Genomic DNA, 24362 nt, shown 5'->3' with positions numbered 1-24362 from the left:
GGGTGCGGTCCATGCGCGCGCAGTGCCCGTTGTGGCGCAGGGGTGCCTGCGGGGGCAGGTGAAGCGGGGCGCGCGTCTGGGGCGGCAAGATCGCGCAGCATGGACACGCGCCCGCGCTCGAATGGACACCTCAGGCGACCGCTTTGTTGGACGGGTGCGTCGCGTCGGCACGTACGCGCGGGGCGATCCCGGCCATCGCGGCGGGCATGGCCGCTGTCATCGGTGCGACGCGACGCATCGCCTACAATTGCCGGATGAATGAATTGCGTGATCCCGGCGATGCAGTGATCGCCATCGTTGGCGGTGGCGCATCCGGGGTGCTGGTGGCGCTGCAGCTGTTGCGTCAGGCCGTGGCACCGGTGCAGATCGTGCTGATCGAGCCGCACCCGGTGCTGGGCGAGGGCGTGGCGTACTCCACCGCGCGTCCCGAACATCTGCTCAATGTGCCCGCCGCGCGGATGAGTGCGCTGGTGGAGGCGCCGCAGGATTTCGTCGATTACCTGCGTGCGCACGCCTGCTGCCCGGAGCTGGAAGACGCACGGCTGCCGCAGGCTTTCGTCGGGCGCCGACACTACGCGCCCTACCTGCGCGAACGCCTGCAGGCCGCGCGTGTGCAGAGCTCGGCGACGCTCACCGTGCACAGCGCCCGCGTGCAGACGCTGCAAGCCGATGCCGACGGCGCGCGGTTGCAGCTCGACGATGGCCAGACCCTGCACGCTAGCAGCGTGGTGTTGGCGGTAGGCAATGCGTTGCGGCCGTTGCCGTTGCGCGGGGCCACCGGCCTGTCGGCAACCCAGCGGGTGGAAGCCTGGGATACCGAGGCGGTCGCCGCGTTGCCGCAGGACGCGGCGGTGTGCATCGTCGGCTCGGGACTGAGCATGGCCGACACGGTGGTGACGCTGGCCGCGCAGGCGCATCGCGGGGCGGTGCACGTGGTGTCGCGGCATGGGCTGCTGCCGTTGCCGCAGGCGCACTGCGTTGCGGCGGACTTCGATCCGCAGCCGTTGCTGGCGCTGTCGCTGCGTGCGCGCATGCGCAGCTTGCGGCAGCATGCGCGGGTGGCGATGGCGCAAGGCCTGCCCTGGCAGAGCGTGATGGAGCGTGTGCGCCCGCTGAGTCAGGCTCTGTGGCAAACGCTGTCGGCTGCCGACCAACGCCGCTTCCTGCGCCACGTGGTGCGCTATTGGGATGTGCATCGCCATCGCGTTGCCGGGCCGGTGCATGCGCAGTTGCAGGCGATGCAGGCGCGCGGGCAACTGCAGTTGCATCGCGCGCGGCTGGATGTGGCGTTTGAGGTCGGTGCATGCGTGCGCGTGAGTGCGGGCGCTGCCCGTGCCGGGCATGCATTGCAGCTGGATGTGCAGACGCTGGTCAATGCCACCGGCGTGGAAATGCGCGTGCAGGCGATGCGAAACCCGCTGCTGCAGCAACTGCTGGGGCAGGGTATTGCGGTGGCCGGGTCGCATGGAATCGGGGTGGATACCGCTGCCGATGGCCGTCTGATCGACGCCGAGGGGCGCGCCAATCCGCGGTTGCGGGTGATCGGCAGCCTGCGGATCGGGTCGTTGTGGGAGAGCCTGGCAGTGCCGGAGTTGCGTGAGCAGGCAGCGGCGATTGCGCCGGATCTGTTGGCATTGCTGGGGCGGTGAGTGGCCATTTTTCCCTTCTGCCGCCGGGAGAAGGCGGCGCGTAGCGCCGGATGAGGGCGCCTCAGACCTCCACCAGTGCCTGCAGTGACAAACGCGTCGCCACGCGCCTTCGGAAGTGATGCACCGACTGCTTCGCCCCGTACCCTCACCCCAACCCCCGCTGCGCGCCCCGGCCCGCGCCATTGGCGCGGGCGCTTCAAGGCACGCGCGCCAATGGCGCGCAAGCGGTGCCTTCTCGCCCCGCGGGAGAGGGGCTTACTCCCCTCTCCCACCGGGAGAAGGTGCCCCGCAGGGGCGGATGAGGGTGCGTGCGAAACCCCGCATTCCCAACCGCTTCATCGCAATCTCAGCCGCAGCGACGCCACAACCGGTAAAATGCGGCGGTGGATGTCTCTCATTTGCTCGATCATTTAAACCCCGCCCAGCGCGAGGCCGTTTCCGCGCCGCCGGGGCATTACCTCGTGCTGGCCGGCGCCGGCTCCGGCAAGACGCGCGTGCTGATCCATCGCATTGCCTGGCTCAACGAAGTCCAGGGCGTGCCCAACCACGGCATCTTTGCGGTGACCTTCACCAACAAGGCCGCAGGCGAAATGCGCCACCGCACCGACCTGCAGCTGCGCAACGGCAGCCGCGGGATGTGGATCGGCACCTTCCATGGGCTGGCGCATCGGTTGTTGCGCCTGCACTGGCAGGATGCGCGGCTGCCGGAAGGCTTCCAGGTCATGGACAGCGACGACCAGCTGCGGCTGGTCAAGCGCGTGGTGCAGGCGCTGGAGCTGGACGAGGGCAAGTATCCGCCCAAGCAGATGAGCTGGTGGATCAACGAGCAGAAGGACGAAGGCCGCCGTCCGCAGCATATCCAGCCCGAACCCAACGATGATTGGACCGAGGTGCGCCGGCAGGTGTACGCGGCCTACCAGGAACGTTGCGACCGCTCCGGCCTGCTCGATTTCGCCGAGTTGCTGCTGCGCGCGCACGAACTGCTGCGCGACACCCCGGCCTTGCTGGCGCATTACCGTGCGCGCTTCCGCGAGATCCTGGTCGACGAATTCCAAGACACCAACGCCATCCAGTACGCCTTCGTGCGCGTGCTGGCCGGCGAGACCGGCCATGTGTTCGTGGTCGGCGACGACGACCAGGCCATCTACGGCTGGCGCGGCGCCAAGGTCGAGAACGTCCAGCGCTTCCTGAAGGATTTCCCCGGCGCGCAGACCGTGCGGCTGGAGCAGAACTACCGCTCCAGCGCCAACATCCTGGGCGCGGCCAATGCGGTCATCGCGCATAACCCGGACCGGATCGGCAAGCAGCTGTGGACCGATTCCGGCGACGGCGATCCGATCGACCTGTATGCGGCCTACAACGAGGTCGACGAGGCGCGCTATGTGGTCGAGCGCGCGCGGCAGTGGGTGCGCGACGGCGGCAGTTATGGCGAAGTGGCGGTGCTGTATCGCAGCAACGCGCAGTCGCGCGCGCTGGAAGAAGCGCTGATTTCCGAACAGCTGCCGTACCGTGTGTATGGCGGCATGCGCTTTTTCGAGCGTGCCGAAATCAAGGATGCGTTGGCGTACCTGCGCCTGCTTACCAACCGCAGCGACGATGCCGCGTTCGAGCGCGCGGTCAATACGCCCACGCGCGGCATCGGCGATCGCACGCTGGATGAAGTGCGCCGCCTGGCACGCGCCAACGCCTTGTCGCTATGGGAAGCGGCGATGCTGTCCACGCAGGAAAATACCCTGGCCGCCCGCGCCCGCAACGCGCTGGCCACGTTCCTGAGCCTGGTCGGCCAGCTGCATGCCGAAACCGGCGACATGGAACTGGCCGAACGCATCGACCATGTGTTGATGCGCTCGGGCCTGCGCGAGCATTGGGCCAAGGAAAGCCGCAGCGGGCTGGATTCGGAATCGCGTACCGAGAACCTGGACGAACTGGTGTCGGTGGCTTCGCGCTTCACCCGCCCCGACGATGAAGACAGCCAGGGCATGACCGAGCTGGTGGCCTTCCTGGCCTACGCCTCGCTGGAAGCCGGCGAAGGCCAGGCCCAGGCCGGCGAAGAAGGCGTGCAGCTGATGACGCTGCATTCGGCCAAGGGCCTGGAATTCCCCATCGTGTTCCTGGTCGGCCTGGAAGATGGCCTGTTCCCGAGCGCGCGTTCGCTGGAAGAAAGCGGGCGGCTGGAAGAAGAGCGCCGGCTGGCCTATGTGGGCATCACCCGCGCGCGGCAGAAGCTGGTGCTGTGCTACGCCGAATCGCGGCGCATCCACGGCCAGGACAACTACAACGTGCCCTCGCGTTTCCTGCGCGAGATTCCGCGCGAATTGCTGCACGAGGTACGCCCGAAAGTGCAGGTCTCGCGCACCGCCTCGCTGGGCGCGGCCCGCGGCGGACCGGTGCATGGCGTGGTCGAAGCCGCACCGATCAAGCTCGGTGCCAATGTCCAACATCCCAAGTTCGGCGGCGGCGTTGTCGTGGACTACGAGGGCGCCGGTGCACATGCGCGCGTGCAGGTGCAATTCGACGACGTCGGCGCCAAGTGGCTGGTGATGGCATACGCCAATCTGACGGTGGTGTAGGCCGGCAACCGCGTCGCATCGCCGGGCAATGCGCGGCAGGGATTACGCGCCCGGATCCGGCCGGGGCGGCGTGTTCGTCGCCAACACGCCGCTGGCCAGTATTGGTGCATCGCCCGATGCATTCCCCGCGGCATCCGTGACACCCTTGCGTTCGAATCGAACGTCCAGAGATCCACGGCCCGATGCGCACCGAAAAACACAAGATGCTGGCAGGCGAGCTCTATAACGCTGCCGATGACGAATTGCAGGCCGACCAGGCTGCAGCCGCCGACTGGATGGCGCGCTACAACGCCTGTGCCGCGCAGCCGCCCGCCCAACGGCACGCGCTGCTGGTCGAGCGGTTGGCCGAGGTGGGCGAAGGCGCGGTGATCCGCCCGCCGTTCCACTGCGACTACGGCTACAACATTCGTCTGGGCGCGGGCGTGTTCCTCAACTTCAATTGCGTGATCCTGGATGTCTGCGAGGTCAGCATCGGCGAGGGCACGCAGGTGGGCCCTGCGGTGCAGTTCTATGCCGCCGACCATCCGCGCGACGCGGCAGGCCGCGCCAGCGGGCTGGAGTTCGGGCGGCCGATCCGCATCGGGCGCAACGTGTGGATCGGTGGCGGTGCGATCATCCTGCCGGGCGTGTGCATCGGCGACGGCGCGGTGATCGGCGCCGGTGCGGTGGTCACCCGCGACGTGCCGGCCGGCGCGATCGCGCTGGGCAATCCGGCGCGCGTACGCGCAAGCCGCGACGCTGCCGATGCCGCGCCAACCGACTGAGTGTTGCAGCACGCCGCGTGGCCGCATTGATGCGCATCAATGCGTGTACCGCAGCGCACTGTCAGGCTGAGTGCGCCGGCAGCCAGGCCGGTCATCCAAGGAGGTCACCATGTACAAACGTATCCTGATCGCCATCGATGCGTCCGAGTTGTCGCATCGCGGTTTGTTCCAAGGCCTGGAATTGGCCAAGGCCACTGGTGCCAAGGTGGATATCGTCACCGTGTCCGAGCCGTGGGCGATGGGCATGTACGACGCGATGGGCTGGAGCGTGGGCTACGAGGCAAGTCCGGAGTACCGCAAGGAACGCGAAGCTGCCGCAGAGAAGATCCTGCGCCCGGCGCTGGAGCTGGCGGCCGCGGCCAATATCAAGGCCACGTCGCGCCACGTGCTGGACCGCTTCGCCGCCGAAGGCATCGTGCAGACCGCCAAGGAGTGCAACAGCGATCTGATCATCATGACCTCGCACGGACGCCGTGGCATGCGCCGCATGCTGCTCGGCAGCCAAACGGTGGAGGTGCTGACGCACAGTTCGATCCCGGTGCTGGTGATCCGCTGATCGGTGGATGTTTTGCTGCGCCAGAGCAGATGCAAGGCGTCCTACGTTCCAAGTCGCACAATCTCCCGTAGGAGCGCGCCTGAGCGCGACGGGGCGTTATCGATAAAGCCTCATCACGCTCAGGCGCGCTCCTACGCGGATTGCGGATTGCGGATTGGAGGTCAGTTTTCCATTGGTGCCGGCCGTGCAAGATGCCGTAACGCGTCGGTATGCAAGGGAGCGGGGCGCACCGGTGGCAGGCCGGCACGCACCGGCGCGTCGTCCCGGCGTACGTGCTGGTTGAGCTCGCGCAGGAAGCGCCCCACCGGAATGTAGTGTCCGCGGCGTGGCGCATGCGTCGGCGGCGCGGCGCGGCACTGGCGGCGCCAGTGCATCGGCGGCATGCCGAAACGCTGCTGGAAACAGCGTTGGAACTGCCGCTCCGACGCAAAGCCCATCTCATATAGCAGCCAGGTCAGGCTGCACTCCGGGTAGGCTTGCAGGTAACGGTACGCGGCGTACAGGCGCTGCTCGCGGATATAGCTGGCCACGCCCCCGCGCGACTGGAACAGCCGGTACAACGACGCACGCGACAGCCCGAACGCCTGCTGCAGGGACTCGGTACCGAGCTCGGCCTCGCCGATGTGCTGCTCGATGTAGGCCAGCAGACCGCTCATCAGTGGCGCATGCGCCTGCACCGATGCCGATGCCTGCGGGACGATGGCGCCGTAATAGTTGGTGTTGCTCATGCGGGTGCTGCCTGCGGCCCACTCCCCGGGGCCTGTCATCTGGTCAACCGAGAAAAGCGGCGCCAACCCATCATTGCCTGTCGTGAACCCGGTGCTGCGTCACGCATTGGTGCGATCGACCGCAGTCCAGATCGATCGTCCGGTCCTTTCCTCGCTGCACCGCGACACTGGAAGCGCCTGGCCCGGCCTACGCGTCGGTGTGGTGGCTGATGCGGAGCCAATGGCATCGCATCGAGATCTGGGCTGGCAACGGCCGGCACGGGGTTGCGTGGGGTCGCACTGATTCGCCGCGTCGAACGGACAGGTCCTGCAGCGCGATGCCGGTCGCCAAGCGAATACCGAGGGCACCACGGCCCGACGACCCGCAGCAAAAGCGGCCGCAGATCACATGCTCGATGTCGCGAGACGATTTGTCGGGTGGTGGGCGGAGCCGCTTCTAAGGTGGTGCAACGGTAGACGCAACAGCCGTCGCAATCACTTCCGTACACCTGCGATTGATCCCGACAGCCATCGGTATCGCGCGCTGGACGGGCAGTCGGACAGCTTGTTCTTGGCGCCTTTGCCGCACACGTTTCAAGCCAGTGCCCGCTCTGCAGGAGACTTCAATGTCGTTCAATATCATCAGTTGCGATGGCGGCGGAATTCGCGGCCTGATCACCGCGATCCTCATCCAGGACCTGGATCAACACAGCAGTATCCTCAGCCACGCCAATTGCTTTGCCGGCACTTCCACTGGCGGCCTGCTTGCGCTGGCATTGGTGAAAAACGTCCCGATCGGCACGATCATCGAGATGTACATGACCAAGGGCGCCAGCATTTTCGAACCCAATGGGTGGTTGCTCGATCAACATGCGCAGGTGCAACGGCAAGGGGTGGATGCGGCACTGGGCAGCGGGCCGGGCTTCTTCAGCAGTCAGTACAAGAATGATGGCTTGATCCAGATCGCAAGCGGTCTCTTGGGTACAACGCAACTTGCGCAAGCGCAGCGCCTCGTCGTCGTCAACGCCGCACGCCTGTGGGATGCGAGCAGTGCAAACTGGATGCCTGCCACGTTCTCCAACGGCGCCAACAATGCGTACAGGCAGATCAGCATGGTCGATGCCGCATTGGCGACGTCTGCCGCGCCAACCTACTTCCCGCCTTATCGGATCGCCGGCACGAACGAGGATTACGGTTTCTTCGCCGACGGCGGCGTGTTCGCCAACAATCCGGCCATGACCGCAGTGGCCGAGGCCATCGCCAGCGGCCAGGTGACCAACATCGGCGATATCCAGCTGCTGTCGCTTGGAACCGGCAGCAGCCCGCAAGGAATTCCGGCCGCCGCGATCGGTAATCCGCTGGGCTGGGGCGCAACGTCCTGGCTGCATCCCTGGGCGAGCGGCCCGGTCCCGGCCATGCCGTTGCTGAATCTGACCATGGACGCGACGGCCGAGCTTGCAAGCATCCAGGCCGAGCAGGTGCTGGCCGGCAACTTCAGGCGCGCCAATGTCGAGCTGCAACATCCCTACGCACTGGATGACTGGAAGCATGTCGCCGATCTGGCCAGCCAGACCCAGGCTTACCTGCAGACAGATGCCTGGAAACAGACGCGTGACTGGGTCGCCAGCCGCTGGACATAGGGCGGCTAGCGGATCTATGCGCACGCGCAGCGTGGAGCTTCCGTGTGTGCAGCCGCGTCGGCAGCCCGCTCGCGGGATTCAATCGTTTTGCCCGCAGCCACCAGGCAGCTCGCCGTGCGTGGCGTGCCGGCCCGGCGTTGACCCGGAATCCGGACGCGTTGGCCGCGCCAGCGTCGTCGTTTCCAGGTCGTAGCTGTGTTCCAGCCGGAACACATTGTGTTGGTTTGCCACCAGGAGAAAAAGAATGAGCATTGCATCGCCACATCTGCAGGATGAATCCGGCATCGAATGGACCGACGCCGTCAGTGACAAGGGCATTCCCTATCAGGTCGGGTTTCGCGGCAGCAACCAGGAGACGGTGCGAGCCGATGCTGCAGGTGAAGAAGCGAAGAAAGATTTCGGCATTGCGGTCGCTTGGCCGCTGACCGGAAACAACTGGACCGATACCACCGCAGAGGTCAAATCGATTGCTGCGATTCCTCGCTACAGTCTCGGAGCCTACGGCGGAACCTGGGCCTACATCCTGTATTTCAGCAACACCGAGCACTACGACTACTATTTCTACGACAAGACAGGCGATAGCTATCAGGTCAACACCTATCGCAACGGCGATCACTACGTCCGCTACAACTCGAGTGATCCGGCGATTGCCTTTATCAAAGGCAGCTGATTGCCGGACGTCGGCCAGGCGCCGGCCGCAACGCCGCGATTGCGGCCGGCGTCAATGCATCTCGATCCCGGCAAGGACCTGAAATGCTGTCTCGGTGGGCGCGTCCATCTGCTCCCTGATGTCGAGCGAACGTGGCAGAGGTTGGAAGCGGCATGAGTGCAGGCGCCGTCTCAAGTGGCGTGCATGCTCTGACGACATTCACGACTGCGGCGTCCAGCGACTCAGGGTTGTTTGCCACTGCAGGAGCCGCTAGACCGCAACCGGGTGCGTTGTGCGTCAGTCCCACGTCTGTTGCCACCACCCGCGTCACGATGTCCTGGAAACCCGATGAAGAATGCGGAGTTGCGCATCCAGGGTCGCTGCAGGCTGCGTCAATGGTGTGCCAGGGTGCCGGGTGACCGGCAGCCCATGGCGAGAGGCGAGTCGGGGCAGCCTTCCCAGCCCCGAAAAAAGGGCACTTATCATGGCTATCACGATCCTTTCCGCTGTATACGGTACCGGCAATGCAGGAGTCGATGTCACCCAGCTATGCCAGAGTAGCGTCGATACAGGCAATGACGATATCACCGCAAGCAATACCTTCTTCGGGACCGACCCCGATCCGGGCACAGTCAAAAACTTTGCGATTCTTTACAAGAATCCGGCGTTGAACAATGGGAATCCCATTGCGCTCGGTTGTGCGGAAAATGGCCAGATCGATCTGGTGCCTAATCCGCCTACTGCCAGTACGCCCGTTCCGGTGCCTAGCAACCCCAGTTTTACCGTCGTGCGTGCAATGTACGGGACCGGCAACAACGGTTACGACGTCACCTCGATCTGCCAGTGGCTGCTCAACAACGGCGGCACAGCGATCCCGGTGAGCAACGCGACGTTCGGCGGGGACCCAGATCCCAACGTCAAGAAGAGTTTTGCCATCGTCTACACCGCCGTGGGCGGCGGCGCGCAGCAGTTCCGTGCCGGTGCAGAAGGTTCGACATTGAACTTGAGCTAGTCTTCTTTGAGCGGGGATCTACAGAGCTCACATGCCGCACATCAAGCGGACTGTTGGATCCGTGACGGTCCAGTGCCTTCTCCCATCAGCGGGGAAGGACTGGAAGGCATGCAGCGCAGGAGACGCTGCCGGAAGAGCGCAATACCGGGTCGTGAGGAGCAAAACCCTGTAGCGCAAGGAGCGATATCGTCAATCCGGATCCGGGCAAGCGCAACAACCCGATGGAAGGCACGCTATCCGCAGCGAACTGGTGGATGGCGTGGCTCTGTGGAAAGGCAGGATCTACGGCCCGGCATCCGGCAAGACCGGCAATGCCACGCTCACGCATGGGGCGGATGGCTTCTTGACGGTGGCGGGCTGCGTGGCCTTCTTCCGTCAGGGGCCGACCTGGTAGCCCGCACCGTGGTGGCTGTCCGACCCGGGCGGCCCGACGCGCGTGGTCGGGGGACCAGGCAGGCGAGCTAAACCGTTTGGTTTTGAAGTGCCTGCCCGGTCGCCAATGCGGGATACTGCGCTCCCACGCAGGCGAGATGGACCGGATGTCCGAGCTGCCGATCACCGAGTTGTTGCAGGCCTGGCAGCGCGACGAGCCCGGCGCGGGCGACGCATTGGCGCGGCAGGTCTACGAGGTGCTGCGCGCCACCGCGTTGCGCGAGCTGCGGCGCGATGTGCGTGCCGGCCTGCAGGCGACCGAGGTGGTGCACGAGGCGTGGATGCGGCTGGAGCAGGGCCAGCAGGCGTTTCGCTCGCGCGCGCATTTCTATGCGGTGGCGGCGCTGCAGATGCGCCATTTGCTGGTGGATCTGGCGCGCCACCATGCCAGCGCCAAGCGGCTGGGGCAGGCAGTGACCTTGACGATCAGCCTGTCCGACGGTACGCCACGGCCGGAGGCCTTGATGGTGGTCGCCGATGCCTTCGACAAGCTGGCGCGCGTGGACGAGCGCAAGGCCAAGGCCTTCGCGCTGACCGAGCTGGTGGGTTTCAGCGTGGCCGAGGCGGCCGAGCAACTGGAGGTGTCGGTGCCGACGCTGGAGCGCGATCTGCGCTTCGCGCGCGTATGGCTGGCGGCGCAGCTGTGAGCGGCGCCGCCACCTCCTGGCAGCGCTTGGAGGCCTTGTTCCATCAGGCCTGTCAGCTGCCGGTAGAGGCGCGCGAGGCATTCGCGCGTGCGCAGGCCGGCGACGATGCGGTCCTGCGCGATGAGTTGCTGGCGATGCTGGCGGTGGAATCGCAGGCCACGCTGCGCGTGCGTGCGCCGTTGCAACAGGCCGCCGCGGCACTGCGCGCGCCGCTGCCGGAACTGCCGGCCGGCACGCGCTTTGGTGCCTGGGCGATCGACCGCCTGATCGGCGCCGGCGGCATGGGCCAGGTCTATCTGGGCCACCGCGCCGACGGCGCCTACGAGCGCGAGGTGGCGATCAAGCTGGTGGCCGCCGAGGCCCTGGATGCGCAGGGCCGGGCCTTGTTCGAATTCGAATGCCGGCTGCTGGCGCAGATGGTGCACCCGGCGATCGCGCAGATCCACGACGTGGGCACCGATGCGCACGGCCGTCCGTATCTGGTGATGGAGTATCTGCGCGGCGAGCCGATCACCTGGTGGTGCGATGCGCACCTGCTGTCGCTGCAGGCGCGCGTGCTGCTGATGCTGCGGGTGGGCGAGGCGGTGCAGCACGCGCACCAGAAAGGCGTGATCCATCGCGATCTCAAACCGAGTAACGTGCTGGTCAGCGCGGTCGACGGGCGACCGATGCCGGGCGTGATCGATTTCGGCATCGCCGTCGATGCGTCCAACCCCGGTATGACCTCCGCGCATGGCCGCGGCACGCCCGGCTACATGAGCCCGGAACAGGCGCGCGGCGCGCCGGAGGTGGACGCACGCAGCGACATCTATGCGCTGGGCGCGATGTTCTACGAACTGAGTTGCGGGCTGGCCCCGGTGGCAGACCGCGACGGCGTGCCGCAGCCGCCATCGCAGCGGGTGGCGGCAGTGCCGGCCGATGCGCGCGCGCGGATCTGCGCGGCCCGTTCGACCAGCCACGGCAAGCTGCAGGATCAGCTGCGCGATGGCCTGGATGCGATCGTGCTGCGCGCGCTGGCACCGGAACCGGGCGCGCGCTATGCGTCGGTGTCGGCCTTGCTGGAGGATCTGCACCGTTGGCTGGATGGTTATCCGCCAGGCGCGTTGCAGGCCGGCGGCTGGTTGCGGCTACGCAAGTTCACCCAGCGCCATCGCAGCGGCGTGCTGGCTGCTGCACTTGTTTCGATCGCGCTGGTTGCCGGCCTGGGTGCAACACTGTGGTCGCTGCAACACGCTGCGCGCGATGCGCAGCGCGCGCAGGTCACCGGCGACTTCATGGGTTCGGTGCTGTCCAGCGTGGACCCGGGCATTGCGCAGGATCTGGACAAGACGCTGATGCTGCGTGTGCTGCAGCAGGCCTCGCAGCGTGCTGCGCGTGAGTTGGCCGAGCAGCCGGATGCTCGTACGCACGTGGAGCTGACCCTGGGCCGCACGCTGATCGCGCTGGGCGACTATCCGCAGGCGGTGCTGCATCTGCGCATCGCCCAGACCTTGGCGCGGCAGCACATGGGCGCGGCCAGCGTGCCGGCCCTGAAAGCGGCCTCGATGCTTGGCCAGGCGCTGACCGGCGCCGGCAAGGCCAGCGAGTCCGAGCACGTGCTGCGCCAGAGCATCGCGCTGGCGGCAGGCGGCGATGCAGAACAGCAGGCGCTGGGCAACGAGATGCGCGCGCGCTTGGCCTGGGCGTTGCGCGACCAGGGCCGCATGGCCGATGCCATGGCAGAGAGCCGGCATGCCTATGTCGCCGCGCTGGCCAACGGCGCCACCACCGCCGATCAACGCATCGATGCCGGCAATGTCTATGCTGGCCTGCTGGCCGACGTCGGCCAGCTGCTGCCGGCGATCGCCCTGCAGCGCAGCCTGCTGCGCGAGCGTATCGCCATGCGCGGGCCGGAGCACCCGCTGGTGCTGTCGATGCGCAACAGCCTGGCGGTGTTCCTGCTGATGCAACGCGACTTTGCCGCTGCCGAAACCGAACTGGCCTCGTTGCTGCGCCTCACCCGCAAGCTCTACGGCGACAACGCCGCCGACACCTTGATGGTGGAAAGCAACCTGGCCCACGCATTGCGGCAGCAGGGCAAGCTGGCCGACGCCGGCCCGCATTACCGCGCCGTCCTGGAGCGCGCGCGCACCCTGTTCGGCGACGATGCGCCGGCCACCATCGGCTATCGCAGCAACCATGCGTTGTGGCTCTTGGACAGTGGTCAGCTGGATGCCTCGCTGGCCGAACAGCGCGCGTCGCTGGCGTCGTCCATGCGGATACTGGGCCGTGCGCATCCACAGACCGCCGAGATCCTGCGCGGCCTGTCCGAAGCCGAGCGCAGGCTCGGCCAGCTGGCCGCCGCGCGCGACCACGCGCAGCAGGCATTGCAGATTCTGACCGGCATCTACGGCGATGCCGAACAACCCTTGCGCGCCGCACGCCAGACCTTGGCGCTGGTCGCCCCGGCCAAGGCGCTTCCCGCAACCTCCAGCGCAGAAACCATGGAGTCGGTGGCGCAACGCTGAGATGAAGTATCGGGCCGGCCAAGTACCGCCGGCCGACAGCTGCCGCAGGGCGACAGCACAGGCAATCCCTGTCGCCATGCGGCGGCGTACCGAAACCGGCCGGCCATCGCGCCCGGCACTAGGCTGATGTCACCGAAACCAGCGCCGCAAGACCCGCCAGGCTTACGCTCTACGATTCCCGATTCCCGATTCCCGAATCCCGAATCCCGAATCCCGAATCCCGAATCCCGAATCCCGAATCCCGAATCCCGAATCCCGAATCCCGAATCACCAGCTATACAGCTTCCAATACACCTTATTGACCTTGTCCTTCTCCGCATCGGTATGCCCGTCGTGATCGCGGTCGTACAGGAAGTAGGGCGCACCGCGGGCAGGCGTCACCCGCACCATTTCCAGCTGGCCGTTGACCCGGTACTCGTCGACCTTGTCGCCGTTGCCCATGGTCTTGCTGGTGACATCGGCACCGGCGGGGATACCGTCGCCGGCAGTACCGCCGGAGGTGGTGGCGCAGCCGCTGAGCAGCAGTAACGGCAGCAGCAAAAGACTCGCTCTCTTCATCGTCGTCATCCGTTCTAGGTCGTCGGCAAGTATGCGCCGGCACGGTGTGGCGTGAGCGTGCAGCGTAGAATTGGCGCATGAGCAGATTAGTCCTGATCGACGGGTCCAGTTACCTGTACCGCGCGTTCCACGCGCTTCCGCCGCTGACCAATGCCCAGGGCGAGCCCACCGGTGCCTTGTTCGGCGTGGTCAACATGCTGCGCGCCACCCTGAAGGAACGCCCGGCCTATGTCGCGTTCGTGGTGGATGCGCCGGGCAAGACCTTCCGTGACGATCTGTATGCCGACTACAAGGCCAATCGTCCGTCGATGCCCGACGACCTGCGCGCGCAGGTGCAGCCGATGTGCGACATCGTGCATGCGCTGGGCATCGACATCCTGCGCATCGACGGCGTGGAAGCCGACGATGTGATCGGCACGCTGGCCCTGCAGGCCGCCGCCGACGGCCTGAGCGTGACCATCTCCACCGGCGACAAGGACTTTGCCCAGCTGGTCCGCCCGGGCATCGAACTGGTCAACACCATGAGCGGCAGCCGCATGGATTCGGACGAGGCGGTGATCGCCAAGTTCGGCGTGCGCCCCGACCAGATCGTCGACCTGCTGGCGCTAATGGGCGACACCGTGGACAACGTGCCCGGCGTGGAGAAGTGCGGCCCCAAGACCGCCGCCAAATGGCTGGCCGAATACGACTCGCTCGATGGGGTGATCGCCAACGCCGACAAGATCAAGGGCAAGATCGGCGACAACCTGCGCGCCGCGTTGCCACGGCTGCCGCTCAACCGCGAACTGGTCACCATCAAGACCGACGTGACCCTGGCCAGCGGCCCGCGCGCGCTGGACCTGCGCGAGCCCAACGCCGAAACGCTGGCGGTGCTGTACGCACGCTACGGCTTCACCCAGGCGCTGCGCGAACTCGGCGGTGCAGCCGCCCAGGCGGGCCTGTCGACCGAACCGATGCCGTTGGGAGCCGCCGCAGCCAGCGCCCGCACCGAACCCGGCCGCGCGCGCGGCACCGGCTTCGTGTCCGGCCCGGCCAGCGCCCCGGTGGACCTGGACCCCGCGTTGTCGGCGCCCGGCCAGTACGAGACCATCCTGACCCAGGAACAGCTCGACAGCTGGATCGCGCGCCTGCGCGCCGCCGGCCAGTTCGCCTTCGATACCGAAACCGACAGCCTGGACCCGCTGCAGGCCGACCTGATCGGCCTGAGCGTGGCCGCCGAGCCCGGCCAGGCGGCATATCTGCCGTTCGGCCACAACTTCCCCGGCGCCCCGGCCCAGCTTGACCGTGCCCAGGCGCTGGCGCAGCTGGCGCCGCTGCTCACCGACCCTGCGGTGCGCAAGCTCGGCCAGCACGGCAAGTACGACCTGCACGTGATGCGCCGCCACGGCATCGCCCTGGCCGGCTACAGCGACGACACCTTGCTGGAGAGCTTCGTGCTCAATTCCGGCAGCGCCCGCCATGATATGGACAGCCTGGCCAAGCGCTACCTGGGCTATGACACGGTCAAGTACGAGGACGTCTGCGGCAAGGGCGCCAAGCAGATCCCGTTTGCCCAGATCAGCCTGGACGACGCCACCCGCTACGCCGCCGAAGATGCCGACATCACCCTGCGCCTGCACCAGGTGCTCGGCCCCAGGCTGGCGGCCGAGCCGGGCCTGGAGCAGGTCTACCGCGACATCGAGATGCCGCTGGTGGAAGTACTGGCACGCATCGAAGCCAACGGCGTGTGCGTGGACGCGGCCGAACTGCGCCGCCAGAGCGCGGACCTGTCCAAGCGCATGCTCGCCGCCCAGCAGAAGGCCACCGAGCTGGCCGGGCGCAGCTTCAACCTGGATTCGCCCAAGCAGCTGCAGGCGCTGCTGTTCGACGAGCTCAAGCTGCCCGCCGTGGTCAAGACGCCCAAGGGCCAGCCTTCGACCAACGAAGAGGCGCTGGAAGCCATCGCCGACCAGCACGAGCTGCCGCGGGTGATCCTGGAATACCGCGGCCTGACCAAGCTGCGCAGCACTTACACCGACAAGCTGCCGGAAATGATCCACCCGCAGTCCGGGCGCGTGCACACCAGCTACCACCAGGCCGGCGCGGCCACCGGGCGGCTTTCCTCGTCCGATCCGAACCTGCAGAACATCCCGATCCGCACCGAAGACGGCCGCCGCATCCGCCGCGCCTTCGTCGCCCCGGCCGGGCGCAAGCTGATCGCCTGCGATTACTCGCAGATCGAGCTGCGCATCATGGCGCACCTGTCCGGCGACCCCGGCCTGGTCGGTGCGTTCGAGTCCGGCGCCGACGTGCACCGCGCCACCGCCGCCGAGGTGTTCGGCCGCACCATCGACACCGTCAGCGCCGACGAGCGCCGCGCCGCCAAGGCGATCAACTTCGGCCTGATGTACGGCATGAGCGCGTTTGGTCTGGCCCGCCAGCTCGGCATCGGCCGCGGCGAGGCGCAGGACTACATCGCGCTGTACTTCAGCCGTTACCCGGGCGTACGCGACTTCATGGAAACCACCCGTCAGCAGGCACGTGACAAGGGCTACGTGGAGACGGTGTTCGGCCGCCGGCTGTATCTGGACTTCATCAACGCCGGCAGCCAGGGCCAGCGTGCCGGCGCCGAGCGCGCCGCCATCAACGCACCGATGCAGGGCACCGCAGCCGACATCATCAAGCGCGCCATGGTCAGCGTGGACGGCTGGATCGCCGACCATGCCGAGCGCGCGCTGATGATCCTGCAGGTGCACGACGAACTGGTATTCGAAGCGGAGACCGATTTCGTCGACACGCTGCTGAGCGAAGTGACCACGCGCATGTCGGCCGCGGCCGAATTACGCGTGCCGCTAGTGGTCGATTCCGGCGTTGGCGATAACTGGGATGAGGCGCACTGACGCAGCAGATAAGGCAGATATGCTGAATGCACAGACCAGACATAATACGAATCGAGCCTGCGCCGATGGAATGAATAACCGCTAAATTCTACATATTTTTAACAGTTATCTTCACGATCCATCAATGTAGAAAATGGTGTTATATCCCTCGACGGGCGCAACGCCTGTCGGCAGATCTCTCCCATCCCCTGGAGCAGATCTCGGAGCGGAAACTACTCCCCAAGTTTCCGTTCCCTGGCCCCGCCGACCTCCCCCTGGTCTGCGGGGCTTTTTATTTCCGGCCTGCAATTATTTTGCTACGCAACATAACCGGTTCATCGTATTGCACGCTTCACCGGCGTCGCTGGAGATCACAAATTTAAATGGGTTGAATTAACTCAATCGATCAACACAGCGTTTCATTAGCGCTGCGTTTTTTAATTGACCGATTCAACCGAGCCAGTCGCGCGGGACCAGATAGTCCATCAGCCGCGCCTCGGCGCTGCCCGGTTCTGGCGTAAAGCCGTATTCCCAGCGCACCCGTGGGGGCAGGCTCATCAGGATGCTTTCGGCCCGCCCGCCACTTTGCAGGCCGAACAACGTGCCGCGGTCGTAGACCAGGTTGAACTCCACGTAGCGGCCGCGGCGGTAGAGCTGGAACTCGCGCTCACGCTCGCCGTAGGGCGTGTCCTTGCGGCGCTCGACGATCGGCAGGTAGGCATCCAGGAAGCCGTCGCCAACCGCGCGCTGGTAGGCGAAGTCGCGTTCGAAATCCTGCCCCAGGTCGTCGAAGAACAGCCCGCCCACGCCACGCGTCTCGTTGCGGTGACGCAGGAAGAAGTATTCGTCGCACCAGCGCTTGTGCGCGGCATAGCGCTCTTCGCCGAATGGCGCGCACAGCGCCTGCGCGGTGCGGTGCCAGTGCAGCACGTCCTCGTCCACCGGATAGAACGGGGTCAGATCGAAGCCGCCACCGAACCAGGCCGCCACCACCTCGCCATCGCGCTCGGCACGGAAGTAACGCACATTGGCGTGGGTGGTGGGGATGTGCGGGTTGTGCGGGTGGAACACCAGCGACACGCCGCAGGCGCGCCACGTCGCCCCTGCCAGCTCTGGCCGGTGCGCACTGGCCGAAGGCGGCAGGCGCGAGCCGGACACGTCCGAAAACCCGATGCCGGCCTGCTCGAACACCGCGCCATCGCGCAGGATGCGGGTGCGCCCGCCACCGCCCTCCTCGCGCTGCCACAGGTCTTCGGCAAAACGCGCGCTGCCATCGATGGCTTCCACGGCAGCGCAGATACGGTCCTGCAGGCCGGTCAAATAATCGCGTACACGGTCGAATTCGTTCATGCCACGATTCTAAGCGGTGCATCGCGCTTCATGCAGTCGGGCGAACGCGCCCGTTTGTCGCAGGGCGAGGCGCTGCGGTGTTTAGGCAACGGGTGCTTGGCCAGCCGGGCTTTACCGGGTCGTCCCACGCCCGGATTCATATGCCGGCTGTTTTCTAGTTGGGACCAGGCAGTGTGGGCGAGGCAGAAGCAGCGGAAGCGGAAGCGGAAGCAGAAGCAGGGCATGCGATCGGCGGTCTGGCTGCACGGCCCTTGCCCGCCCACCATCGCAAGACACGCCGCAAGTACGTCCCTGTAGGCTCTTACGCGGCATCCATGCCGCGTAAGGTCCCGCGACGGTGGACTGACAAGGACCCGTCGAGCTGGTCGGTGTGCATGGTTTTCAACAGAACCGCCTGCGACCGGTGCGGTGTCCTCCCCGCGTCCTGAAAGCTGAGTTGGCTGCAGGGCCCTTGCCCGCCCACCCTCGCAGGACACGCCGCAAGTACGTCCGTGTAGGCTCTTACGCGGCATCCATGCCGCGTAAGGTCCCGCGACGGTGAGCGGGCAAGGACCCGTCGCGATGGTGGGTGTGCATAGTTTCGACAGAGCAACCGGTAACCGGTGCGGTGTCCTTACCGGTTCCGGGACCCTTGGCGGCATGGACGCTGCCAGGAAGCCTCCACAGACGGATTCACGGCGTGTCCGGGAAGTGGTGAGGGCATCGCGCCCTCGACTCACCGAACCTTTGATTCAAGCCTCGTGCCGTGTTTAACCGTCGCCACGGCTCAAGATCTCGATTCCCTCATGCGTTGCGCCCGCGCGAGGCGGCAAATTCGGCGCGCACTGCGGGCGTGCACAACCGCCATGCCAGCGCTGCGTGGAGACAGCCGATTGCCAGCACGCCCAGGCCTGTCAGCAGCAACGCCACCTGGCGGGTTGCCTGCAGGCGCGCCTGCAGCTGCGGCCACTCGGGGCTGTGCACGACATCGGCAGGCAGCATTGCCTGCACGCCCTCGAACAGCGGCCCGATCAACGCCAGGCCACCGACATTGAGCAGTGCGGTCACCAGCAACACCGCCACGAACCCGACCCGCGCCCACTCGCGTCGCTGCAGCAAGGCCCAGCTCAACCATGCGAATGCCACCGACAGCACCACGCCTACGACGGACAATGACAACGCATGATCGATCAACCACTGCAACGAGGTGGGCAGGATGATCCCTTCGGGCAAGCCCAGCGCCGCCGCGTCGGGCATCAGCACGATCATCGCGATCTGCAGCAGGTTGGACATCGCGCTGACGACACCCAGCAGCAGGGACACCCACGCCAGCGGCGTGACGAAGCCGCCGCGCGGTCGAGGGCGCGGTGTCGGCGCGCTCATTGCAGCGATGCGATATGGGCGGCCACGGCGGCCTGGCCATCCGGATCCAGGGCCGGCTGCAGTTGCGCGTACCAACCGGGCAGGGCGTCGGCCGGCAGGCACTGGCGCAACAACGGTGTGCTGCGCTCCAGGAAGGCTTCGAAGAAGGGCAGCCCGCGCACGTAGAGGAAGTGGCTGTCGGTGATCGACATCCCGGCGTAGGCCTCGCGCAACCACTCCAGATGCGGCAACGCGTGCGCGCCGTGACCGGCGCGGGTCAGCGCGGTGAGGAAACTGGTGCGCGCGGTGGCCGGCGAGGTGGAGCGCTCCTGCGCATTCAGATCGTCGAAGGTCAGCAGCCAATGTTCGCCACGATCGATCTCGTTGCACATCACCGAGGTGGTCGCCAACTGCAATGCGTTGTGCGCGGTAGGCTCCAGTTCGTATAGCGCCAGCCAGTGCGGGTATGCCTCGCGGTAGCGGTCCAGCGCGTTCAATGCCAGCGCGCAAAGACGTTGTGCGTCGGCACCCAGGTGCAGCTGCGCTTGCGCAGCGTTGTAGGCGCCCAGCTGATCGCCGCGCTGGAACAGGCTCAGTGCGGGCTGCAGTGCCGGGTCGATCTGGACCTCGGTATCAGTGTCATCGGCTGCAGCTGCCGGCGCTGCGGTCGGTTCGGCTCGGGGCGTCTTCGCCACCGGGGTCTTGCGTCCAAACAAACGGTCCCACAGGCCCATCGCGATTACCTTCTGCGCGCCGCGAATCGGAAACCGCTGCGGTGCCGGCGGCGCTCCGGTCGGGCGGCGGGCCGGCAAAGGGGAGCGCAATGCGCCAGCGATCTGCCGATCCTGCGCCAAGCTTAGGGCCAGTTGCGTACGTGCAGGTGAGTGCCGGGCAGGGTGACGCATGGCGATGGCTACCGTGGCAGCGCATCACGCGTGCAACCTGGGCGATCTGTCGCCTGCTGCAGCATGGGGATGCCGGCGCCGCGCGCGATGTCATCGACCGGGCGATGCAGCACGCATCGCCCGGCCGCAGCGGCATGGCTTACGGCTTTACCTGCTCATTGAACAGCTTGAGGATGCGCTTGTATTCGTCCAGCCACGAATCGGCGCGTGTAAAGCCATGGCGTTCCAGCGGATACGGCGCCACCTGCCAGTTGTCCTTGTGCAGCTCCATCAATTTCTGGGTCATGTCGACCGAGTCCTTGAAGAACACGTTGTCGTCGATCATGCCGTGCGCGATCAGCAGATGGTCGCGCAGCCCATCTGCGTAATTGATCGGCGATGAGGTCTTGTAGGCCTCGGGATCGAGCTCGGGCGTGTTGAGGATGTTGGAGGTGTACTCGTGGTTGTACTGCATCCAGTCGCCGACCGGACGCAGCGCCGCGCCGGCCTTGAAGGTGCCGGGGCTGCGGAACAGCGCCATGTAGGTCATGAAGCCGCCATACGAGCCGCCGTAGATGCCGGCACGCGCGCGGTCGCCCTGCTTCTGCGTCACCAGCCACTCCAGCCCGTCCAGATAGTCTTCCAGCTCCGGGTGGCCCATGTTGCGGTAGATCGCGGTGCGCCAGTCGCGGCCGTAGCCTTCCGAGGCGCGGTAGTCCAGGTCCAGCACGATGTAGCCCTGCTGCACCAGCAGGTTGTGGAACATCTGCTCGCGGAAGTACGGCGTGTAGCGCTGCGAGACGTTCTGCAGATAGCCTGCGCCGTGCACGAACATCACGATCGGATACTGCTTGCCGGGCTCGGGGTTCAGCGGCCCGTAGTACTTGCCCCAGACCGTGCCGGCGCCATGCTTGGACGGCACCTGCACGTACTGCGGCGCGATCCACGGCTGCGCCTTGAACGCGGGCGTGCGGGTGTCGGTCAGCAGCGTGGCCTGGCCGCCTGCGGCCGGCACCACCGCCAGCTGCGGTGGCAGGTAGCTGCCTGAGTAACGCACCAGCAGTTGCTGCCCGTTCGGCGACAGGCTGAAGCCTTCAACGCCATTCAACGCAGTGACTTCGCTGAGCTGGTCGCTGCGCAGGTCCAGCTTGCACACCTCGTAATCGCCCGGCCATTTCTGGTTGCACAGGAAGAACATGCTGCTGCCGTCGGCGCTGGGCACCGGCATCGACACTTCCCACTTGCCGCGCGTGCGCTGGCGCGGCTTGCCGTTGCCTTCCACCGTGTACAGCTGCGAATAGCCGGATTCTTCCGACAGCAGCCACAGCGTGCGGTTGTCGGGCAGCCAGCCGAAATCGTTGAAGTCCCAGTTGATCCAAGCGCTGTCGCTCAGGCGATGCCGCGGCTGCAACGTGGCGTTGGCTAGGTCCACGCTGGCGATCCAGCGGTCCTTGTTGTCCACCGCGCGAATCTCCACCGCCACGTTGCGCCCGTCGTCGCTCCAGTGCACCGCCGGCCCGCTGCCGTCGCCGTCGCTTTCCACACGGACGGCGCGGTTGCCCTTGAGCGCGTCGCGCTTGGCGGCCTTGCGCAGCGCGGCCAGCGGGTCGGTGGCGATACCCGGCAGGGTGTCGAAGGACAGCGGTCTTGCAGTGCCGGCGCTGACATCGACCAACCACAGCGCATGCGCCACCGGTGCGTTGCGACCGACGCGGGTGCGCACTTCCTGGAATTCCTCGTAACCGGATTCGGTCACGTACTTGGGCATCTTGCCGGCCTGGCCCTCTTCGGCACCCTTGGCCTGGGTGACCACCAGCAGGTGGCGGCCGTCCGGCGACAACGCGCTGTCGACGATCTCCACCTCATCGCCCAGGTACACCGGCGCTGCCGCACGCGTGGCATCGGCGCGGCGCCAGGCGTCTTCCTGGGTGCGTAACGCATCGCGCTGCTCACGGTCGCGCCGCAGCGTGGCCAGCGTGGCCAGCTGCTGCTCGCGCAACACATCGGCCTTGGGCGCAGCGTTGGGATCGCGCTCGGCCTTGACCACTGCAACCTGCGCCGTGCCGCCGTCGGCGCGCCAGTGGTACCAGTTGTTGCCCGCGCGCCAGATCGCGCCGCCATCGCTGGCAAATTGCGGCCGCGATTCGACCTCGTTGCTGCGGGTCAGCTGGGTCAGTGCGCCGGAGCGCAGGTCACGCAGGAAGATGTCGCCATTGCGCGCGAACAGCATGCGCTGACGGGCCGCGTCGTAGCTCGGGTTATCCGCATCCAGGCCGGCGCGGGCGTTGTCGGCCACGCGTTCGGCGCTGCCGCCGCCGGCGCCCTGGCGATAGGTGTCGCGCACCGGGGAACCGTTGCGTTTGAGCAGGTATTGCACCTGTTTGCCGTCCCACTGCCACCAGGCCTGGTCCACCGACGGCCCGATCCAGTCCGGATCGGCCATCACCTGTTCGATGGTGAGCGGTGTGGCGGATTGCGCATGCGCGGTGACAGCCAGCAACAACAAGGACAGCGGCAACAATCTGGGCATCGGTAACAACTGGACGCAACGAGGAGCGGACAAGCCTAGCAGCTCGCTTCCGCCGGGGGCTTGGGCCACAGGTCATGTGCGCGTGGAGGGAGTGCGTTATCGAACAGGCAAGGCATGGACGAGTGGCGGACGCGACCACAAGCGGTTGTGCGCGCGTTGGCTCGCACGGGCGTACGCGCTTGACGGCCAATGCACGCCAGCTGCAATGCGCTGCTGCAATGAGTTGGAATGCGCTTGGCGCACGGGCCTTGCCAAGGTTCCCGATCGCCGCTTCCGTGGCGCAGCCGGGAACCTCCCGACTTGCCAGCAGGGCAGGTGGCGGCCAAGCTAGCGCGCTTTTGCGATTGCCGGTTCCCATGTCCAGCCTGCCTGTTCCTGCCGTTTCCCACCCGATGGCCGTCGGCGCGCCCGGCCGGCCGCTGGCCTGGCGCGCGGGGCAGTCGGTTGATCTGGCCACCTTCATTGCACACGTGCATGGCCTGGCGCAGCAATTGCCGGACGGTCGCCACGCGGTGAATCTGTGCGAAGACCGCTATCGCTTCATGGTCGCGTTCTATGCGTGCGCGTTGCGCGGGCAGGTGTCGCTGCTGCCGTCATCGCGCGCGCCGGCCGTGGTCGGCGAAGTGCAGGCGCGGCATGCCGATGCCTACTGCCTGGGCGATCTGGCGCTGGAGCTGGCACCGCCGCGCTATTGGCAGCTGCCGGCCGATTTGCCGCAGGCCGCAGGCCCGATTCCGCAGCTGGCCGACGATGCCCTGGTGGCCATCGGCTTTACCTCCGGCAGCACCGGCAGCCCGCAGCCCAACCCCAAGACCTGGGGCAGCTTCCTGACCAGTACGCGTCAGGATCTGGTCGCGCTGGAAAGCCTATGGGCGCACACCGATGCGGTGCCGCACGTGGTCGCCACGGTGCCGCCGCAACATATGTACGGCATGGAACTGTCGGTGCTGCTGCCGATGGTGACCGAGCTTGCGGTGCATGCGGGCCGCCCGTTTTTTCCGGACGATGTGGCGCGCGCGCTGTCGGACATTCCTGCCCCGCGCGTGCTGGTGACCACGCCGGTGCACCTGCGCGCGCTGGTCGAATCCGGCGTGGCGTTGCCGCCGCTGGTCGGCATCGTCTCGGCCACCGCGCCGTTGGCGCAGGACGTGGCCGCGGCCGCCGAAGCGCGGTTTGGCGGCGAGGTACGCGAAATGTTCGGTTCCACCGAAACCTGCGTGTTCGCGGTGCGCCGCACCGCGCTGGAGGCGGCGTGGACACCGCTGCCCGGTGTGCGCCTGGAAACGCAGGCGGCAGGCACCTTGGTGCACGCACCGCATCTGGCCACGCCGGTGCTGCTGGCCGACATGATGGACGTGGCTGCCGACGGCACCTTCCAGGTGCGCGGCCGGCAGGCCGATCTGCTGGAAATCGCCGGCAAACGCGCCTCGCTGGCCGATCTGACCCGTCGCCTGCTGGCCATCCCCGGCGTCGTCGACGGCACCATCGTGCAGCTCGCACCCGAGCCCGGTCAGGCGGTCGGCCGTATCGCCGCACTGGTGGTCGCCCCGACCCTGGACGAAGCGCAGATCCTCGCTGCCCTGCGCGTCAGCGTCGACCCGGTGTTCCTGCCGCGCCGCCTGCGCAAACTCGCCGCCCTGCCACGCAACGAAACCGGCAAGCTGCCACGCGATATGGTGCTGGGTTTGCTCAACGGCTGAGCGCAGGC

19 protein-coding genes are annotated in these 24362 nt (G+C 66.6%); 12 read left to right on the top strand and 7 right to left on the bottom strand.

From position 1 onward, the window contains the following. Positions 1-254 precede the first annotated feature (254 nt). The 4 genes from AC06DU_RS20050 (at position 255) to AC06DU_RS20035 (ending at position 5539) form a co-directional block, all read left to right on the top strand. Entirely contained in the window at positions 255-1649 is a 1395-nt protein-coding gene (locus AC06DU_RS20050) for an FAD/NAD(P)-binding protein (protein WP_478203076.1), read from the top strand. 383 nt (positions 1650-2032) lie between these two features. Next, the gene (gene uvrD / locus AC06DU_RS20045) at positions 2033-4219 is read left to right on the top strand and encodes a DNA helicase II (protein WP_024937552.1); all 2187 of its coding nucleotides are present in this window, start codon (positions 2033-2035) and stop codon (positions 4217-4219) included. Positions 4220-4401: 182 nt separating this feature from the next. Next, positions 4402-4983: a sugar O-acetyltransferase gene (locus AC06DU_RS20040; RefSeq protein ID WP_126966205.1), complete on the top strand. Its 582-nt coding sequence runs from the start codon at positions 4402-4404 to the stop codon at positions 4981-4983. A gap of 109 nt (positions 4984-5092) precedes the next feature. Further along, positions 5093-5539, top strand: coding sequence for a universal stress protein (locus AC06DU_RS20035; RefSeq protein WP_016902734.1), 447 nt, complete (start codon positions 5093-5095; stop codon positions 5537-5539). A 161-nt stretch (positions 5540-5700) separates the two neighbouring features. Here AC06DU_RS20035 and tagK read toward each other — a convergent pair whose 3' ends face one another. Continuing rightward, the gene (gene tagK, locus AC06DU_RS20030; protein WP_228911527.1) at positions 5701-6333 is read right to left on the bottom strand and encodes a transcriptional regulator TagK; all 633 of its coding nucleotides are present in this window, start codon (positions 6331-6333) and stop codon (positions 5701-5703) included. Between the two features lie 428 nt (positions 6334-6761). On the opposite strand from tagK, the gene AC06DU_RS20025 reads away from it, so the two are divergent. After that, a complete protein-coding gene (locus tag AC06DU_RS20025; RefSeq protein ID WP_478203075.1) occupies positions 6762-7886 on the top strand; it encodes a patatin-like phospholipase family protein in 1125 nt (374 codons plus the stop codon). A 78-nt stretch (positions 7887-7964) separates the two neighbouring features. Here AC06DU_RS20025 and AC06DU_RS20020 read toward each other — a convergent pair whose 3' ends face one another. Continuing rightward, positions 7965-8138 carry a hypothetical protein gene (locus AC06DU_RS20020; protein WP_167709991.1) on the bottom strand — a complete coding sequence of 58 codons (174 nt, stop codon included), beginning with the start codon at positions 8136-8138 and terminating at the stop codon, positions 7965-7967. On the opposite strand from AC06DU_RS20020, the gene AC06DU_RS20015 reads away from it, so the two are divergent. The 5 genes from AC06DU_RS20015 to AC06DU_RS19995 all read left to right on the top strand — a co-directional run bounded on the left by AC06DU_RS20015 (position 8131) and on the right by AC06DU_RS19995 (position 13133). Continuing rightward, positions 8131-8556, top strand: coding sequence for a hypothetical protein (locus AC06DU_RS20015; RefSeq protein WP_478203074.1), 426 nt, complete (start codon positions 8131-8133; stop codon positions 8554-8556). The genes AC06DU_RS20020 and AC06DU_RS20015 overlap by 8 nt on opposite strands. A gap of 463 nt (positions 8557-9019) precedes the next feature. Next, complete coding sequence (locus tag AC06DU_RS20010) at positions 9020-9547, top strand: hypothetical protein (protein WP_104628246.1); 528 nt, start codon at positions 9020-9022, stop codon at positions 9545-9547. Between the two features lie 259 nt (positions 9548-9806). Then, positions 9807-9941 (top strand): DUF2147 domain-containing protein, encoded by a 135-nt coding sequence (locus AC06DU_RS20005; RefSeq protein ID WP_228960521.1) that lies wholly within the window; start codon positions 9807-9809, stop codon positions 9939-9941. Positions 9942-10086: 145 nt separating this feature from the next. Next, entirely contained in the window at positions 10087-10626 is a 540-nt protein-coding gene (gene ecfK, locus AC06DU_RS20000; protein WP_046346102.1) for an ECF-type sigma factor EcfK, read from the top strand. Further along, entirely contained in the window at positions 10605-13133 is a 2529-nt protein-coding gene (locus AC06DU_RS19995) for a serine/threonine-protein kinase (RefSeq protein ID WP_478203073.1), read from the top strand. The genes ecfK and AC06DU_RS19995 overlap by 22 nt, the downstream gene beginning before the upstream one ends. Before the next feature lie 267 nt (positions 13134-13400). Here AC06DU_RS19995 and AC06DU_RS19990 read toward each other — a convergent pair whose 3' ends face one another. Beyond that, the gene (locus AC06DU_RS19990; protein WP_478203072.1) at positions 13401-13691 is read right to left on the bottom strand and encodes a DUF2782 domain-containing protein; all 291 of its coding nucleotides are present in this window, start codon (positions 13689-13691) and stop codon (positions 13401-13403) included. A gap of 77 nt (positions 13692-13768) precedes the next feature. Between AC06DU_RS19990 and polA the strand changes: the two genes are divergently transcribed. Next, complete coding sequence (gene polA / locus AC06DU_RS19985) at positions 13769-16570, top strand: DNA polymerase I (RefSeq protein WP_184458364.1); 2802 nt, start codon at positions 13769-13771, stop codon at positions 16568-16570. 429 nt (positions 16571-16999) lie between these two features. Here the strand turns inward: polA and hemF are convergent, their stop codons facing one another. The 4 genes from hemF to AC06DU_RS19965 all read right to left on the bottom strand — a co-directional run bounded on the left by hemF (position 17000) and on the right by AC06DU_RS19965 (position 22645). Further along, complete coding sequence (gene hemF / locus AC06DU_RS19980; RefSeq protein ID WP_024937543.1) at positions 17000-17899, bottom strand: oxygen-dependent coproporphyrinogen oxidase; 900 nt, start codon at positions 17897-17899, stop codon at positions 17000-17002. Between the two features lie 783 nt (positions 17900-18682). Further along, a complete protein-coding gene (locus AC06DU_RS19975; protein WP_228911524.1) occupies positions 18683-19261 on the bottom strand; it encodes a hypothetical protein in 579 nt (192 codons plus the stop codon). Continuing rightward, positions 19258-19974 (bottom strand): hypothetical protein, encoded by a 717-nt coding sequence (locus AC06DU_RS19970; protein ID WP_478203071.1) that lies wholly within the window; start codon positions 19972-19974, stop codon positions 19258-19260. Before AC06DU_RS19970 ends, AC06DU_RS19975 begins: the two co-directional genes overlap by 4 nt. A gap of 310 nt (positions 19975-20284) precedes the next feature. Then, complete coding sequence (locus tag AC06DU_RS19965; RefSeq protein ID WP_478204459.1) at positions 20285-22645, bottom strand: S9 family peptidase; 2361 nt, start codon at positions 22643-22645, stop codon at positions 20285-20287. A 365-nt stretch (positions 22646-23010) separates the two neighbouring features. Between AC06DU_RS19965 and AC06DU_RS19960 the strand changes: the two genes are divergently transcribed. Beyond that, entirely contained in the window at positions 23011-24354 is a 1344-nt protein-coding gene (locus AC06DU_RS19960; RefSeq protein ID WP_478203070.1) for an AMP-binding protein, read from the top strand. Positions 24355-24362 lie beyond the last annotated feature (8 nt).

This window comes from Xanthomonas sp. NCPPB 3200 (assembly GCF_056393585.1).
This window is presented reverse-complemented; position numbering and strand designations above follow the sequence as displayed.